The sequence below is a fragment of the Synechococcus sp. RedBA-s genome, assembly GCF_024345495.1.
Classification (GTDB): Bacteria; Cyanobacteriota; Cyanobacteriia; order PCC-6307; family Cyanobiaceae; genus Regnicoccus_A.
The window spans coordinates 1-15653 of sequence record NZ_JAGQBF010000023.1; the positions used below are offsets into that span (position 1 = coordinate 1).

The 15653-nt window shown below is 66.9% G+C and carries 16 protein-coding genes; 13 read left to right on the forward strand and 3 right to left on the reverse strand.

Annotation, left to right across the window (positions count from 1 at the left end):
• The 7 genes from KBY67_RS10390 to rplL all read left to right on the forward strand — a co-directional run.
• The coding region (locus KBY67_RS10390) for an ATP-dependent Clp protease ATP-binding subunit (protein WP_255110958.1) at positions 1-2236 on the forward strand (2236 nt) is incomplete at its 5' end.
• A gap of 68 nt (positions 2237-2304) precedes the next feature.
• Positions 2305-2556 (forward strand): preprotein translocase subunit SecE, encoded by a 252-nt coding sequence (gene secE, locus KBY67_RS10395; protein WP_261350717.1) that lies wholly within the window; start codon positions 2305-2307, stop codon positions 2554-2556.
• 60 nt (positions 2557-2616) lie between these two features.
• Complete coding sequence (nusG, locus tag KBY67_RS10400) at positions 2617-3294, forward strand: transcription termination/antitermination protein NusG (RefSeq protein WP_399214295.1); 678 nt, start codon at positions 2617-2619, stop codon at positions 3292-3294.
• 123 nt (positions 3295-3417) lie between these two features.
• On the forward strand, positions 3418-3843 hold the full coding sequence (gene rplK, locus KBY67_RS10405; protein WP_255110959.1) for a 50S ribosomal protein L11: 426 nt from the start codon (positions 3418-3420) through the stop codon (positions 3841-3843).
• Positions 3844-3974: 131 nt separating this feature from the next.
• Complete coding sequence (rplA, locus tag KBY67_RS10410) at positions 3975-4682, forward strand: 50S ribosomal protein L1 (RefSeq protein WP_255110960.1); 708 nt, start codon at positions 3975-3977, stop codon at positions 4680-4682.
• Between the two features lie 285 nt (positions 4683-4967).
• On the forward strand, positions 4968-5498 hold the full coding sequence (rplJ, locus tag KBY67_RS10415) for a 50S ribosomal protein L10 (RefSeq protein WP_255110961.1): 531 nt from the start codon (positions 4968-4970) through the stop codon (positions 5496-5498).
• Between the two features lie 66 nt (positions 5499-5564).
• Positions 5565-5948: a 50S ribosomal protein L7/L12 gene (gene rplL, locus KBY67_RS10420; RefSeq protein WP_255110962.1), complete on the forward strand. Its 384-nt coding sequence runs from the start codon at positions 5565-5567 to the stop codon at positions 5946-5948.
• Positions 5949-6262: 314 nt separating this feature from the next.
• Here the strand turns inward: rplL and KBY67_RS10425 are convergent, their stop codons facing one another.
• Positions 6263-6994, reverse strand: a complete 732-nt coding sequence (locus tag KBY67_RS10425; protein WP_255111000.1) for a DUF3747 domain-containing protein — start codon at positions 6992-6994, stop codon at positions 6263-6265.
• Positions 6995-7047: 53 nt separating this feature from the next.
• Between KBY67_RS10425 and KBY67_RS10430 the strand changes: the two genes are divergently transcribed.
• The 6 genes from KBY67_RS10430 (at position 7048) to KBY67_RS10455 (ending at position 14412) form a co-directional block, all read left to right on the forward strand.
• Entirely contained in the window at positions 7048-7827 is a 780-nt protein-coding gene (locus KBY67_RS10430) for a ribonuclease H (RefSeq protein ID WP_255110963.1), read from the forward strand.
• Positions 7824-9023: a quinone-dependent dihydroorotate dehydrogenase gene (locus tag KBY67_RS10435; RefSeq protein ID WP_255110964.1), complete on the forward strand. Its 1200-nt coding sequence runs from the start codon at positions 7824-7826 to the stop codon at positions 9021-9023. Before KBY67_RS10430 ends, KBY67_RS10435 begins: the two co-directional genes overlap by 4 nt.
• Before the next feature lie 95 nt (positions 9024-9118).
• Positions 9119-10093, forward strand: coding sequence for a hypothetical protein (locus KBY67_RS10440; protein WP_255110965.1), 975 nt, complete (start codon positions 9119-9121; stop codon positions 10091-10093).
• A gap of 5 nt (positions 10094-10098) precedes the next feature.
• The gene (locus tag KBY67_RS10445) at positions 10099-10803 is read left to right on the forward strand and encodes a PilN domain-containing protein (protein ID WP_255110966.1); all 705 of its coding nucleotides are present in this window, start codon (positions 10099-10101) and stop codon (positions 10801-10803) included.
• The gene (locus KBY67_RS10450) at positions 10800-11624 is read left to right on the forward strand and encodes a hypothetical protein (RefSeq protein ID WP_255110967.1); all 825 of its coding nucleotides are present in this window, start codon (positions 10800-10802) and stop codon (positions 11622-11624) included. The genes KBY67_RS10445 and KBY67_RS10450 overlap by 4 nt, the downstream gene beginning before the upstream one ends.
• A gap of 70 nt (positions 11625-11694) precedes the next feature.
• On the forward strand, positions 11695-14412 hold the full coding sequence (locus tag KBY67_RS10455; protein ID WP_255110968.1) for a type II secretion system protein GspD: 2718 nt from the start codon (positions 11695-11697) through the stop codon (positions 14410-14412).
• A gap of 24 nt (positions 14413-14436) precedes the next feature.
• On the opposite strand, the gene KBY67_RS10460 is transcribed toward KBY67_RS10455, so the two are convergent.
• The gene (locus tag KBY67_RS10460; RefSeq protein ID WP_255110969.1) at positions 14437-15258 is read right to left on the reverse strand and encodes a pentapeptide repeat-containing protein; all 822 of its coding nucleotides are present in this window, start codon (positions 15256-15258) and stop codon (positions 14437-14439) included.
• A 25-nt stretch (positions 15259-15283) separates the two neighbouring features.
• A complete protein-coding gene (locus tag KBY67_RS10465) occupies positions 15284-15613 on the reverse strand; it encodes a hypothetical protein (RefSeq protein ID WP_255110970.1) in 330 nt (109 codons plus the stop codon).
• Positions 15614-15653: the final 40 nt, after the last annotated feature.

The window sequence follows — 15653 nt, forward strand, 5'->3', positions numbered from 1 at the left end:
GGGCTGGGGGCCGGCTCCGGCCCCCAGCCCAGCCGTGGTGCCACCAGCCCCAGGCGCTGATATGGAGCTGACCCTGGAGGCCGAGCCCAGCGCCCTGGAGCAGTACGGCCGCGACCTCACCGCCGCCGCCCGCTCCGGCCTGCTCGATCCGGTGATCGGCCGCGACACCGAGATCCGCCGCCTGATCCAGGTGCTCTCCCGTCGCGGCAAGAACAATCCGGTGCTGATCGGTGAGCCGGGCGTCGGCAAGACCGCCATCGCCGAGCGGCTGGCCCAGCGCATCGCTAGCGGTGAAGTGCCCGATTCCCTCAAAGGTCTGCGCCTGATCGCCCTCGACCTCGGGGCCCTGATCGCCGGCGCCAAGTTCCGCGGTCAGTTCGAGGAACGCCTGCGCAGCGTGTTGGCGGAGGTGAAGGAGCCCGAACAGGGCCGTGGCGCCGGCGCCAGTGATGGCGGCGTGGTGCTGTTCATCGACGAGCTGCACACCGTGGTGAGCACCGACCGCTCCAGCGCGGATGCCGGCAGCATCCTCAAGCCGGCCCTGGCCCGGGGTGAGCTGCGCTGCATCGGAGCCACCACCCCGGAGGACTACCGCCGCACGGTGGAGAAGGACCCCGCCCTCAACCGCCGCTTCCAGCAGGTGGTGATCCGTGAACCCAGCAAGGAGGTGAGCCTCGAGATCCTGAGGGGCCTCAAGGAGCGCTATGAGCTCCACCACGGCGTCACCATCACCGATGGAGCTCTGCAGGCGGCGGTGCGGTTGGCCGAGCGCTACATCGCCGACCGCTGCCTGCCCGACAAGGCCATTGATCTGATCGATGAGGCCGCCGCCCAGCTGCGCATGGAGGTGACCTCCAAGCCCCAGGTGGTGGAGGCCGCCGAACTCGAGCTGCGCCGGATCGAGCTGGCCCTGCTCAGTGCTGAGGGCGCCTCCCAGGAGGAGCGGGTGGCGCTGCAGGAGCAGCGACGCACCGCCCTGGAGCACCTGCAGGACCTGCAGCGGCGCTGGCAGGCGGAGCGCGACCAGCTGGCCGAGCTGCGGGAGCTGCTGCAACAGGACGACGAGCTGCGGCTGGCGATCGCCGAGGCCGAGCGCGATGGTGAGTTCGAGGAGGCGGCCCGCCTGCAGGTGGATCAGCTGCAGCTGGTGCAGCAACGCCGCGCCGACCTGGAGGAGGAACTCCTCGACGACCAGCGCGGAGGCCTCTCGCTGCTGCGGGAGCAGGTGGAGGAGGGCGACATCGCCGATGTGGTGGCCCGCTGGACCGGCATCCCGATCCAGCGGCTGCTGGCCGGGGAGCGTCAGAAGCTGCTGGAGCTGGAGCTGCGCCTGGCGGAGCGGGTGATCGGCCAGCCCGAGGCGGTGACGGCGGTGGCCGCCTCGATCCGACGGGCCCGGGCCGGCATGCAGGATCCGCGCCGGCCCGTGGGCTCCTTCCTCTTCCTCGGCCCCACCGGCGTGGGCAAGACAGAACTGGCCAAGGCCCTGGCCGCCGCCCTCTTCGATGAGGAGGACGCGCTGGTGCGGCTCGACATGAGCGAATTCATGGAGCGCAACGCCGTGGCCCGGCTGGTGGGGGCGCCCCCCGGCTACGTGGGCTACGAGGAGGGCGGCCAGCTCACCGAGGCCGTGCGCCGCCGCCCCTACGCGGTGCTGCTGCTCGATGAGGTGGAGAAGGCCCACCCGGAGGTGTTCAACCTGCTGTTGCAGGTGCTTGACGACGGCCGCCTCACCGATTCCCAGGGCCGCACTGTCGATTTCCGCCACACCGTGGTGGTGATGACCAGCAACCTGGCCAGCCGGGCCATCCTCGAGAGTGCCCGCAGCGGCGATGAATCAGGCCTGGAGGCGGCGGTGGAGCACGCCCTCTCCGCCCAGTTCCGGCCGGAATTCCTCAACCGCATCGATGAGGTGATCCGCTTCCGCCCCCTGGCGCCCAGCGATCTGCAACGCATCGTGCGCCTGCAGGTGGCGGAGCTGGCGGCGTTGCTGCGGGAGCAGCGGCTGGAGCTGGAGATCGATGAAGACGTGGTGAGCCGGCTGGCGGAGCTGGGCTACGAGCCGGAATTCGGGGCCCGGCCCCTGCGCCGGGTGCTGCGCCGCCGCATCGAAAACCCCCTGGCCACCGAGCTGCTGGAGGACCATTTCCGCACGGCCCATGGCGTGCGCGTGTGTCTCGGCGATCCCGCCGGCCCGGGGGGCGCTGACACTCTGCGCTTCCTGCCCCTGGAGTAAGCGCTGAAAGGGTGTCCGTTAGGGTGTTCGTTTGCCGGAACGCCTTGCCGTCCGGTGCGCCCGCGCCCTTGGATTCTCCCAGCCGCACCACCACCACCCCTGACGACATCCCTGAGCCGGCTCACAAGCCTGCTGAGAAGGCTGGTGTCGGTGGATTTGTCTCCTCCACCCTGGAGGAATTGCGCAAGGTGGTCTGGCCCAGTCGTCAGCAGCTCTTCAGTGAGTCGGTGGCGGTGATTTTGATGGTGAGCCTCTCGGCCGCCACCATTGCCGCCGTCGATCGCTTCTACAGCTGGGCGTCGTCCCAGGTCTTTCCCTGAGGCGGCGGCTCCTTGGCCCTTCCCGTCCCGTTCGTTCCGAGCACCCACTCCTCCGTCCCCGTGTCCGAAGCCGATCTCGCCACCGCAGCTAGCCTCGACGACGCCCCTGAGGCCGCCGCCACCGTGGACGTGCTCGCCCTCGATGCGCCCCCCGCGGAGCGCGAAGGCAAGCCGATGGTGGCCCGCTGGTATGCGGTGCAGGTGGCCTCCAGCTGTGAGAAGAAGGTGAAGGCCACCCTCGAGCAGCGTGCTATCACCCTCGGGGTCGACAGCCGCATCCTCGAGATCGAGATTCCCCAGACCCCAGCGGTGAAGCTCAAGAAAGACGGCAGCCGTCAGGCCGCCGAAGAAAAGGTCTTCCCCGGCTACGTGCTCGTGCGGATGATGCTCGATGAGGACACGATGATGGCGGTGCGGAGCACACCGAATGTGATCAACTTCGTGGGCCAGGAGGAGCGCCGCTCCACCGGCCGGGCCCGCGGCCATATCAAGCCCAGGCCCCTCAGCCGCCAGGAGGTCGACCGGATCTTCAAGCGCGCCGCCGAGAAGAAGCCCGTCGTCAAGGTCGATCTGGCCGAAGGTGATCAGATCCTGGTCATCGCCGGTCCCTTCAAGGACTTCCAGGGCGAAGTGATCGAGGTCTCGGGCGAGCGCAGCAAGCTCAAGGCCCTGCTTTCGATCTTCGGCCGGGAAACCCCGGTGGAACTCGAATTCGCCCAGATCAGCAAGCAAAGCTGATCGCCACGGGGCCGCCTCCCTGCGGAGGGTGGCCCAACCTGGCGGCACCGTTCCGGCGCCGCCGCCCAAAGCCTCGACCCAAGGGTCAGGCGATCCGCAGCGCTTCCCTCCGTAGACCAGCCGATGGCCAAAAAAGTCGTTGCCGTAATCAAGCTGGCGCTCAATGCCGGCAAAGCCAACCCCGCACCGCCGGTGGGCCCAGCCCTCGGCCAGCACGGGGTCAACATCATGGCGTTCTGCAAGGAGTACAACGCCCGCACCCAGGAGAAGGCCGGCTATGTGATTCCGGTGGAGATCTCGGTCTTCGAAGACCGCAGCTTCACCTTCATCACCAAGACCCCGCCGGCTTCGGTGCTGATCACCAAGGCCGCTGGAATCGACAAGGGTGCCGCCACCTCGGCCAAGGGCAGTGTGGGCACCATCAGCCGTGCCCAGCTCCAGGAGATCGCCAGCACCAAGCTGCCCGACCTCAACTGCTCCAGCCTCGATTCGGCCATGCGCATCATCGAAGGCACCGCCCGCAACATGGGCGTCGCCATCAGCGACTGATGGCCCAGGAGCTCAGCTCCGCCACCTCCGCTTCAACCACCACTCAACCCCATCCGGGGGAGACAGTCGCCGCTGGCCCCGGGCCCAGCCCCAGCCACGGACCGTCTGTCGCCTGAACCCCGCTGAAACCCATGCCCAGACAATCCAAGCGCTTCACCGCCCTGCTCGAGACCGTCGAGGAGCGCGAGTACACGCCGCTCGACGCGCTCGCGCTGGTGAAGGCCAACGCCAACGCCAAGTTCGATGAAACGATCGAGGTCCATGCCCGCCTCGGCATCGATCCCAAGTACACCGACCAGCAGCTGCGCACCACCGTGGCCCTGCCCAAGGGCACCGGCCAGACCATCCGCATCGCCGTGATCGCCCGGGGCGAGAAGGTGGCCGAAGCCAAAGCGGCCGGCGCCGACCTCGCCGGTGACGACGAGCTGGTGGAGGCCATCGCCGGCGGTCAGATGGACTTCGACCTGCTGATCGCCACGCCGGACATGATGCCAAAGGTGGCCAAGCTGGGCCGCGTGCTCGGCCCCCGCGGTCTGATGCCGAACCCGAAGGCCGGCACCGTGGCCACCGACCTGGCGGCGGCCATCAACGAATTCAAGGCGGGCAAGCTGGAATTCCGCGCCGATCGTACCGGCATCGTGCATGTGCGCTTCGGCAAGGCCAGCTTCTCGATCGACGATCTGCTGGAGAACCTCAAGGCTCTGCAGGAAACGATCGATCGCCAGAAGCCCAGCGGAGCCAAGGGCCGCTACTGGCGCAGTCTCTACCTCACCTCCACCATGGGCCCGTCGGTGGCCGTTGATGTCACGGCTCTGCAGGACATCAAGCTGGAGGGCTGATTCAGCACGGCGGGATGATTCGGCGGCCTGCCATGTAGGCTGAAGGATCGGGCACGCGCCCGGCCCAAGACAGCAGGTCAGTGCTGTGGCTTGAGGGTCTCCGCTTCGGTGGAGACTCCAGTAGCCCCAGTTCCATAAACCCTGCCGAGGTGCACGCGACTTTTTTCGGTTCGGATTTTCCGGGCGGATCACCGTTCAGCGGCCTCGGGGCTTCCCACCGGTTCACACCGGCTGAGGAAGCAGCGGCCGCGTCCCGGCTTGTTCCCCCAACTCCGTACCAAACCCATGGGCCGCACGCTGGAGAGCAAGCAACAGATCATCGATGAGCTCAAGGGGCTCCTCGGTGAGGCCGAAATGGCGCTGGTCCTTGATTACAAGGGCCTGTCCATCAAGGAAATGTCTGATCTGCGGACTCGTCTGCAGGCCAACAGCGGCATTTGCAAGGTGACCAAAAACACCTTGATGCGCCGTGCCATTGATGGAAACAGCGCCTGGTCGGAACTCGACTCCCTGCTCACCGGTACCAACGCCTTCGTCCTGATCAAGGGCGATGTCGGTGGTGCCGTCAAGGCCGTTCAGTCCTTCCAGAAGGACACCAAGAAGTCGGATGTCAAAGGAGGCCTTTACGAAGGCAAACTCCTTTCCCAGAACGACATCAAGGCCATTGCCGAGCTGCCCTCCAAGGAGGTGCTCATCGCCCAGATCGCCGGTGCGATCAATGCGGTGGCCACCAAGTTGGCTGTTGGCATCAACGAAGTTCCCTCCGGTCTCGCCCGGGCCCTCCAGCAGCACGCCGACAGCGGCGACGCCAGCTGAGCCCAGCGAAATCCACCGGCTCTGCCGGTTCAATTTTCCACAGATCTCTGTTGCTGAATCTCAACCATGACCACCAAAACTGACGACATTCTCGAGTCACTGAAGACCCTCACCCTGCTGGAAGCTTCCGAGCTCGTTAAGCAGATCGAAGAGGCCTTCGACGTGTCCGCCGCCGCTTCCGCCGGCGTCATGATGGCCGCGGCTCCCGCCGCTGCCGCCGAGGCCGTTGAAGAGCAGACCGAGTTCGATGTAATCCTCGACGGCTTCGATGCCGCCTCCAAGATCAAGGTGCTCAAGGCCGTCCGCGAGGCCACCGGCCTCGGCCTCGGCGAAGCCAAGGCCCTCGTTGAAGCAGCCCCCAAGGCCGTCAAGGAAGGCATCACCAAGGATGAAGCCGAAGCCCTCAAGAAGTCGATTGAAGAAGTGGGCGGCAAAGTCACCATCAAGTGATGGCGCCCGGCGGAGGCTCTGCCCTCCGCCAGCTTCTTTCCTTGACCCAGCGCCCAGCGCAGCCGGCCTCACGGGGCCGGCTTTTTGATGGCCGGGAACGGGTCCGCCGAGTTGGTTGCAGGTGGCTGGCAGGACCTCGGGCTGAGGGGCAGTGGCCAAAAAAAAAGCCCGCCGAAGGCAGGCTTTTGAGGTGGAACGATGCCGGGAGTCTGTCCTCGTTTCGACCCCGGGAGAGCGTTCTGCACTCCTCACACGAGTCAAGAGTACGGGCCGGATCCAGAGGGTGCCAGTGGCCAGGGCCGCTGTGTCGACTGTCACTCCCGGAAGGGGATCACCTGCAGGGCGACCGGACCGCTGGGCAGCTCGCCGCCTCTGGCCAAACTGCCCAGGGCGCGTCCCAGGCTGCCCGGCGCCCCGCCTCCGCTGGGCTGTGCCTGCTGGTTCCCACCCCCAGCCTGGGCGATCAGCTGCCCCAGGGGAGTGCTGGCGACAAAATAGATGTGCTTGAGGGTCTGCTGGCCGAAGACGCGGCGGTTGAGCTGCCAGTCGCTCTCGAGCTTGATCGGCACGAACCCCTCGGGATCACGCCGGTTCACCTGGCCCCGGCCCAGCAGCAGCAGGGTGGTGTCTGACGGGGTCATGGCCTGCAGCTGGAGCTCGTTGCCCACCTGGCTGAGGCGTAGGCGGTAGCGGCTGGCCAGATCCTGGCCAGCCACCCGCAGGGAATAGGCGTTGCTGCCGGCGTAGCTGGTGCAGATCTCCTTGGAGTCGAAGCGGTTCATGGAGGCGTCCACCAGGCCGTCGGGCCTGGCCTGCCAGCAGGGCTGGCCATTGGCCGCCTGCTCGATCAGCAGCAGCGACCAGTCGGCGAAGCCCACCGGCTTGGCCAGCACCGCAAACCGCGAGGCCTCCACCGACTGGCTGTCGAAGACCCCGGCCGCCTCCGCCAGGGGCGTTGTGACGGCCTGGAGCGTGGTGGCGGCCAGACCAGCCCCCGCAAGGGCCAGGTAGGTTCGCTGCATGGTGGATTTCATGCGTTCCAACATCGTCACCACGGTCTACGGCACCACTGTCTATCGAACAATGCCCGGATTGCCCAGTGGCTGCTGAACCGCCGCGGGTGGTGGCGGCCGCCTGTGATGGTGCCTGCCGTGGTAATCCCGGCCCCGGGGGCTGGGGTTGCCTGCTGCGTTTCGAGGACGGCAGCGTGCGTGAGCTGGGGGGGGCAGCCGCCGCCACCACCAACAACCGCATGGAGCTCACCGCCGCCCTGGCCCTGATGGAGGAGCTGAAGACGCTCCCGCTTCACCCTGATCTGCGCCTGCGCACCGACAGCCGCTACCTGATCGATGGCCTTACCAAGTGGCTGCCGGGCTGGAAGCGCAAGGGCTGGCGCACCGCCTCCGGCGGACCCGTGCTCAACCGCGACCTCTGGGAGGAGCTGGACCGGGCACGCCTGCCGGGCCTGAGCCTGGCCCATGTCAAAGGGCACAGCGGTGATCCCGACAACGACCGCTGCGATGCGATCGCCGTGGCCTACTCCCGCGGCCTCTTCCCCGAGCTGGCCCAGTCCAGGGGTGGTGGTTCTGGAGCTGCTGATTCTCAAGGTGCTGGATCTGAAGAGGATGGTGGCGGTCTCGATCAGCCGGCCCCCGCGGCGCTCGGCGAGCTGCTCACCCGCCTTGAGGTGGCCGATCGCCTCGCCAGCGGCGGCTATGCCCTCACGGCCGCTGAACTGGCCCGCCTGGTGGAGCAGCCCCTGGCCCGCCTGCAGGAGCGGCAGGGCCCCTGGATCTGGCGCGACTGGCGGGTGAGTCCAACCAGCGAGGGCCGCTGGCGGCTGGAGCGCGCCGAGCCCGTCCTGCAGGAGTCCCCATGATTCTGGAGCGATCAGAGCGCGCCTCCTCAGCTGCCGCAGCCGGCACCAGCACGGGCTCGCTCTACCGCCGCTGGGTGGGACCGCTGCTGGCCAGCGATGAGGGGGCTGACGCCGAGCAGCTCAGCAGCCTCACCCTCGCCGCCCTGGCTCAGGCCTCCCTGCGCCGCGACTGGCCCCTGGTGTCGGGCAGCCTGGCGGGCCTCGGCGCTGAGCTGCAACGGCGTGACCATCGCCTCGAGCAGACCCTCTTCGGTTGCCGCTTCGCCAATCCGCTGGGTCTGGCCGCCGGCTTCGATAAGAACGCCGTGGCGGCGGGAATCTGGCATCTGTTCGGCTTCGGCTTTGCTGAGCTGGGCACGATCACCTGGCACCCGCAGCCGGGTAACCCGCGACCTCGGCTGTTTCGTCTGGCGAAGGAGCGGGCCGCGCTCAACCGCATGGGGTTCAACAACGACGGCGCCCAGGGGGTGAAGCGCAACCTGGAGCGCCAGCGCCTGCCCTTGCCGGGCCAGCGGCCTGCGGTGCTGGGTCTCAATCTGGGCAAGTCGAAGATCACCTCCCTGGAGCTGGCCCCCGACGACTACGCCTCCTCCCTGGAGCTGCTCTCGCCGCTGGCCGACTACGTGGTGATCAATGTCAGTTCACCCAACACCCCCGGACTGCGCGACCTGCAGGACGCCGTGCAGCTGCGCCGCCTGGTGGAGCGCCTGCGGCGCCTCTCGGCCTGCCCGCCCCTGCTGGTCAAGATCGCCCCCGACCTCGAAGACGACGCCATCGACACGATTGCTCGCCTGGCCTATGAGGAGGGCCTCGCCGGCGTGATCGCGGTCAACACCAGCGTCAACCGGCTGGGGCTGGAGAACCGCCGCCTGCCCCAGACCGGCCGGACCCTGGCCGAGGAAGCCGGAGGCCTCAGCGGCGCCCCCCTGCGCGGCCGCGCCCTGGAGGTGATCCGGCGCCTGCGGGTCACAGCTGGTCCAGCCCTGCCGCTGATCGGCGTGGGCGGAATCGATTCCCCCGAGGCCGCCTGGGAGCGGATCACGGCGGGAGCCTCGTTGATTCAGCTCTACACGGGCTGGATTTACCAGGGTCCGGGCCTGGTGCCGGCGATTCTCGAGGGCCTCGGCGATCAGCTCGATCGTCATGGCTGCAGCCACCTCAGTGAGGTGGTGGGCAGTGGTCTGCCCTGGCGCTGAGTGCTGGTCCTGTCCCCCTCTGCAGACGGGGCGTCGCGGAGGTGCGCAAACGGCGTGAGGCCAATACGCTGCAGCGGGTTTCCAGGACGTGACGATTGGTCCTTGCCGGCGTGCAGGAACAGCTACAACCCCTCAAGGTCCGGCTGTTTCCTCGCCGGGTCTGGCTGGCTCTTGAGGATGACGCGGTCACGGTGTTGACCACCAAGGGACGGGGCCAGCCGGTTCAACTGGACCTGCTGAGGCGGGTGCCCCTGCCGCAGGGGGCCTGCTCCGCCGGTGATCCCCAGCAGGTGATGGCCCTCGGCGATCTGATCGGGGATCTGCTGGTGGAACTGGGCCTGGTGGGCGCTGAGGTGCTGGCGGTGCTTCCCGCCGCCGCCTGTGCCTGGAGGGTGGTGCAGTGGCCCTTCGACGACTGGCCCGAGTCAGCGGACGAGGCCCTGCGCCAGATCGACCCCACCCTTGGGCTTCCCTATGACCTCTCCCAGGCCTACATCAGCCTCCTGCCGCTGGAGGGTGCTGGCCAGCAGGACTCTGGGGCCTGCTCCTCGCTGCTGGTGAGTGTCCCGCGCCAGCGGGTGCTCAGCTGGATTGAGGTGTTCGACATTGCCGGGGTGCAGCTGGAGCGGCTGGAAGCGACTCAGGTGTGCGAACTGAGGGCCCTGGCCCCCCTGCTCGACGGGGCCGAGCCTGATCTGCTCGAGGTGCTGGTGGTGCTGGAAGAGCGGGGTGCGCGGCTCACCCTGTTGCGCCACGGCGTGCCGGAGTACGGCCATCAGTTGAAAGGGTCGCTGTCCGACCTCGAGGATGAGTTGGAGCGTTGCATCGACTACTGGCGCGGCCGGGATCCAGGCGTGATCGGTGTTCGCCTCTGGCTGACGGGCTCCAGTCCAGACCTGCCCCTGCTGGCTGACAAGCTGCGCGGCAGGGGCGACTGGCCTGTGGAGATCCTCGATCCGGTGGCCCTTGGCTGGATCGCCCTGCCCCCGGACGACGACGATGAGCCGCCACCGCCAGGTTCTGCCCTGGCCAGCCTCCATGGACTGATGCAAGCGGAGGCGGCGCGATGAGCCCGATGTTTCCTGGTCTTGACCTGCTGCGGGAACGGCGGCTGGAGCTGGGTCTGCCTGCGGAACCGCCCAGGCCGCCCGACGCCAGGCGGCTGCTGTTGATCGGATCGGCCATCGGCGGCGCCATCGTGCTTTCCACCATTGGCGTGACGCTGCTGTTGAAGCTGCAGGGGCTGCTGCTGGAGCAGGAGCTCACCCGGCTGGCGCCGGTGCGGGGCCAGGTGGAGACACTCGAGGCCGAACTGGCTGCCGATCAGGGCAACCTGGAGCGCAAAAGCAAAGGAAATGCTGAGCTGGTGAATGGACTGGTGGCCGTGCGCTCTGGCTCTGCCCTGATGACCGACCTGGCCGGCCGCACACCGGCCGAGTTGCAGCTCACATCGGTGGTGGTGGGCAAGGACGATCTGCAGCTCAAGGGCCGCACCGCTGACCCCGGTGCGTTCGAGCGGATCAATGCCCTGGTGCTGCGCCTCAAAACGTCTGAGCTGACCGATCCAGCCAGCGTCAACCTCAGCCGCGCGATCCGCACCGACACCGATCCCAACCAGCCGAACAAGGGGCCGGAGAGCGGCCTGGTGGAGTTTGAGCTCAGTGCCGCCTTCCGTCCCCCGCCGGCCAGCACAGCCCAGCTGAAGCAGTTGCAGGAGCTGGGTGCCGGCGGCATGGCCCGCCGTCTGGAGCTGTTGCAGAAGGAGGGCCTGCTGCGATGACCAACCTTCAGCAGGGCGCGCCGCCCCGGTCTCTGCTCTTGCGCAACGGTCTGTTGATCGGTCTGCCCGTGGCGGCTGGTCTGGTGCTGGCCGGTCTGGTGGGCGTGGTGGGGGTGTTTCAGCCCTGGAGTCAGCTGCGCCGGGATCAACTCCAGCTCGATGAGCTGCGGGGCATGAACGAACGGCTGCCACTGCTGCGGGGCCAGCGGGTACGCCAGCTCGATCAGGTCAAGACTGTGGAGGGTCAGCGCTCCAGCCTGCTGAAGCTGATCGCCGGCAGTGGTCAGATCAGTACCTTCCTGGCCCAGCTGAACCGCGAGGCCACGGCCACCGGCGTGCAGCTCGATGTGTTCGAGCCTGTGGCGCCCACGGCAGCAGCAGCCCCGGCCGCTGCGGGCAAGCCAGCTCCCGGCGGCCAGGAGAAGGAAGCGGCACCTCCACCGGACCCCCTAGAGGCCGATGGCCTGCGCAGGACCACCCTGCTACTGAGCGCTCGCGGGCGCTACCCGAACCTGCTGGTGTTCCTGCGCCGCCTGGAGCGCCTCAGCCTGCTGGTGGCCCAGAGCGATCTCAACCTCGACCTGGAAGCCATCCGCGCCCAGGCCCAGCCGGTCGCCAACAGGCCCGGGGGACAAGTGCCGCCCATTCCCAAGGTGGTGCTGAAGCTGAACCTGGCGCTCTACGGCGAGGGCCCTGCCCTCAAGCCCGCTGTCAAAGCGGTTACGGCAGCCACGGCCCCAGCGCCTGCCGGCACTCCGCCCGCGGCACCACCACCTGCCGCCAGTCCCGCTGCCCCGGCACCCCCGGCTCCACCCCAATGAGCAGGCAGGGGCCACAGTTGCATTTGGTCATCTGGTGTTTACAGAACACACCCCATACCATCCCGACGTGATGGATGCGTTGATGGGCTCAGCTGGTCTTGGATTCCGCGGCGGACTGTGGCTGGCCACCAGCAGCATCCTGCTGGCGACCTTGCCACTGGCGGTGACCCCGGCTCCAGTGCTGGCCCAGGCAGCCATTCGCTCCGACGGACTGCAGCTGAAGCTGCGCCGCCTGCCCGATGCCCTGGAGCTGGTGATCCAGGACGCGGGCACCGGCAGCGACCTGCGCCAGCAGATGCAGGGCCAGACGTGGCTAGGCGAGCTGCGCACCTCGCAGATCCGCGGGCTCAAGGCCGGCCGCCAGTCGCTCTCGATGACTGACGCCGGCGTGAATTCGATCACCTTCGATGGCACCGGCACGGAATTCCAGCTCAAGGTGACGCCCATGCCCGGGCGCAACCTGGGCACACCGCTGGTGAGCAGCGACGGCCGTGATCTCACGGTGCGCTTCAACGCTCCGGAGCTTCCCGTGAGCCAGACGGCTCGAGTGGATCTGCGCGCGCCGGCACGGGTGCCCACGATGCCTTTTGTGCCGCCCCTGCGGCCCCGGGCGGTGGCTCCCCCCTCGGGCGACATCGCCGTGGGCACGATGACGATCCGCAACCGCGGCTACCTCAGCCTCTACGGCCCTCCCGTAACGCTCACCACTCGGGCCGCCAACCCGCGCGATGTGTTGATGGTGCTGGCGCAGATGGGGGGGTATGGCTTCGCCTTCTCGGATGCCTCGATGGCGAATGGACTGGGTTCCGCGGCCGCCATGAAGCAGGCGCCCGCCCCGGTGACGGTGGCGTTCCAGAACGAGCCCTATGAGAGGGCATTCAACTTCGTGCTGCTCTCCTCCGGGCTTCAGGCCCGTAAAGAGGGCAACACGATCCTGGTGGGATCCGATGTGCTGGGCAAGACGATCGGCCCGCAGATGTCGAAGGTGTACCGCCTCAACCAGGTGTCACCCAATTCAGCGGCGGATTACCTCGCCAACCTCGGGGCCCAGGTCACCAAAACCACGTCGGTCACCACGGCCGTGTCCCAGGGTGTTCCCCTGGGGGCTCAGCCTGCCGGCACCGGCCTCACCGCCACCTCCCAGAGCACCACCTCCACTCAGCAGACCGTGGAGGCTTTCGGAGCATCAACCGGCCCCCTGGTGGGGCTGCGCGCCACCACCGATCCACGCCTGGGCACGATCACGATCGTGGGAGAGCCTGCGCTGGTGGCCATCGGCGAGCAATACCTCAAGCAGCTGGATCTGCGTCAGCGCCAGGTGGCGTTGTCGGTGAAAATTCTCGATGTAACCCTCACGAACGACACCGAGATCGACAATAGCTTCGCCTTCCGCTTTGGGAATAACTTCATCGTGAATGATGGCGGCAGGTTGCTGGCAGCTTTTGGGCGTAATTTGCCGGCTAACGCAGCAGACTTTTCGCCTGAAAACACCCGGGAAAGCTTTGGCAGCTCCTCGCGCACAGTGGGAAATACCGGAAACAACTCCAATTCGGGCTCCACCTCCAATTCTCAATCGCAGAACAATTCGGGGTCTGGAAGTGATTCATCGTTCAGCGAAGATCTCACGCTTTCGCTCAATAACGGCCGTTCGCTGGATCAGAGTCAGATCAGCGATGTGAACCGTCAGCTGTTCAGTGAGACTGGCACGCGTATTGACCCCTTTGAGGTGGAACGGTTCATCCCCAATCCTAATTTCAATCCCGGAGCGGCCACTCCTGGAGATCGCTTCATCACCGTCACCGATACGGAATATCGCATCGTCCCAATCGGAGAAAATACTCGCACCATCACCGACGACCTCACGTCCAGAATTTCCCAGATCGTTTCATCCCAAGTGAACAGCGGTGTGAACATCGCTCGCAGCCGCGGCGGCTTTAGCAATTCCGGCTCCACCAGTCAGTCGGGCTCGGGCAACACGGGCTCAAGGAATTCACGTTCGGGTTCGGACACGGTGACCGATTCCTTCCAGAATTATTCCGGTTCACGCCGTCGCAACCCCGGTCTGAACTACCCCGACAACGAATTCTTCAGCTTCCTTCAGGCTCAGATCGTGTCACGCAATGCCAAGGTGCTGGCCAGCCCCACCCTGATTCTCAGTGAGAATCCTGAGCTGATCGAGGGCGGCGCCAATGTTGGAGGAGGTGGTCTTGGTGGGCAGGCTGGCGACACCTCTGGCCTCAGCCCCGCCACGATCGGCCGCTCACGGGCCAATGAGTCGTTCGTCACCGTGGGTCGCCAGGTGGTGTCGGCCTATGAAGTCACCAACACCGCCAATGTGGGCACCAGCTGCGAGCCCACGTTCAGCACGGCTGGCCTCACGTTTGGGGCGCGAATATCAAAAATCGACGACAATGGCTTCGTCACCTTCACGCTCTCTCCGGCAATTTCCGGTGTGGTGGACCGGCAGCCAGTGCCGGGCTGCGGCGATATCGATATCCTGCGCCTGCGCCGCCTCGACACCGGCAGCGTGCGTGTGCGCGATGGTCAGACCCTGATCCTCACCGGTGTGATCTCCGAGGATGACAATCAGGAAGTGTCGAAATGGCCGATCCTTGGTGATCTGCCCCTGGTGGGTCAGTTCTTCCGCAAGACCAACGGCTCCCGCCTCAAGAACGAACTGGTGATCCTCGTGACTCCCCGCATCATTGATGACGAGCAGGGCGGCACCTACGGCTACGGCTACACCCCCTCCACCCAGGATGCCCGCCGTCTGATCTACAGCCCCTGAGTCCAAAGACCAAAGTTCCAGTGATCAAAAGGCCAGCGGAGCAAAGTATTTGATCGCCAGTGGTGCCAGCTGCTGGAAGATCGAGGCGGCGCTCTGCATGAACTGGCCACCCCAGCCATTGCCGCCGGCGCCGCCCTGGGGGTTCTTCTTGAGCTGTTCGGCGCCCTGCAGCACTTGTTTGGCCACCACCGTGTTGCCCTGCTGCTCGAACAGGCTGGCGGCGTAGGTGAAGTCGGCGGCGGCCTGCTCGCGCTTGGCCTGCTCAGCCCGGCTGATGCCCCGCGCCAGCCAGCTCATGGCCGCATCGGGCTGTTTCAGGATCGCCTGGTTGAAATAGGTTTCCGCTTCGCCCGCCCGGCCCTGCAGAGCCGCCTCCACGCCGGAATTGTGCAGATCGGCGTAGCTGCTGGCGCTGGGATTCACCCCCACCGCCCGTTTCCAGTGGCTGCGGGCCAAGCCGTCCACATCGAGCAAGGCGCCGCTTAGATCGGCTTCGCGCAGATCGGTGCCCTCCAGCTGGGCACCCCGCAGGTCGGCGCCGCGCAGGGAGGCCCCCAGCAACGAGGTGAAGGTGAGATTCGCCCCCTGGAGATTGGCGCCATCGAGCTGGGCACGGCTGAGGTTGGCCCGCTGCAGCTGGGCTTTGCTCAGGTCGGCGTCGCGCAGGTCCGCATGGACCAGATCTGCGTCCTGCAGCCGGCAGCTGGAGCAGGCCTTCTTGTCGAGCAGACGCATCACATCGTCGGCCTCGGCGGCGTGCACCGCTGGGCCAAGCAGCTGGGCGCCGGTGGCCAGCAGCAGGGCTCCCCTCAGTAGAGGGCCATGGAATCGCAGCTGTGGCGCCATGCCGGAGGGGGTGATGGGGTTGGACTCAGCGGGCGGCCGCAGGGGACGCCTTCAGATCGCGGGGCTCGATGCACAGGCGACGGCCGATCTTCTTCCATTCGTAGGCGGCCGGCAAGGGCTCCAGGCCCACCATCCCGGCGAACAGCTGGTTGAGGCAGGGCTGGCCGCTGGAGCAGTTCTGGATGTTGAGCCCGTTCACCCGCTCCACCGAGGCGTCGGGCGGTTGCGGTCCCTGGCTGAAGAAACGCTGTTCTGCCAGGCAGTAAGGGGCGGTGTGTGCCGTTGGAGCCAGCAGGGTCGCTGCCGCCGTGAGGCCCAGCATCAACCCTTTTGCCGTGCCCCAGCCCTTGCCCACCGTTCTCTCTTTTCGAGGCGCTGATTATGGCGAGCTCCTC

What these genes read in the sequence shown, in the direction of transcription:
- rplK (WP_255110959.1), top strand. Translation starts at nt 3,418, where the DNA reads ATGGCCAAAAAAGTCGTTGCCGTAATCAAGCTGGCGCTCAATGCCGGC.
- rplA (WP_255110960.1), top strand. Translation starts at nt 3,975, where the DNA reads ATGCCCAGACAATCCAAGCGCTTCACCGCCCTGCTCGAGACCGTCGAG.
- rplJ (WP_255110961.1), top strand. Translation starts at nt 4,968, where the DNA reads ATGGGCCGCACGCTGGAGAGCAAGCAACAGATCATCGATGAGCTCAAG.
- rplL (WP_255110962.1), top strand. Translation starts at nt 5,565, where the DNA reads ATGACCACCAAAACTGACGACATTCTCGAGTCACTGAAGACCCTCACC.
- KBY67_RS10425 (WP_255111000.1), bottom strand. Translation starts at nt 6,994, where the DNA reads ATGTTGGAACGCATGAAATCCACCATGCAGCGAACCTACCTGGCCCTT.
- KBY67_RS10435 (WP_255110964.1), top strand. Translation starts at nt 7,824, where the DNA reads ATGATTCTGGAGCGATCAGAGCGCGCCTCCTCAGCTGCCGCAGCCGGC.
- KBY67_RS10445 (WP_255110966.1), top strand. Translation starts at nt 10,099, where the DNA reads ATGTTTCCTGGTCTTGACCTGCTGCGGGAACGGCGGCTGGAGCTGGGT.
- KBY67_RS10450 (WP_255110967.1), top strand. Translation starts at nt 10,800, where the DNA reads ATGACCAACCTTCAGCAGGGCGCGCCGCCCCGGTCTCTGCTCTTGCGC.
- KBY67_RS10455 (WP_255110968.1), top strand. Translation starts at nt 11,695, where the DNA reads ATGGATGCGTTGATGGGCTCAGCTGGTCTTGGATTCCGCGGCGGACTG.
- KBY67_RS10460 (WP_255110969.1), bottom strand. Translation starts at nt 15,258, where the DNA reads ATGGCGCCACAGCTGCGATTCCATGGCCCTCTACTGAGGGGAGCCCTG.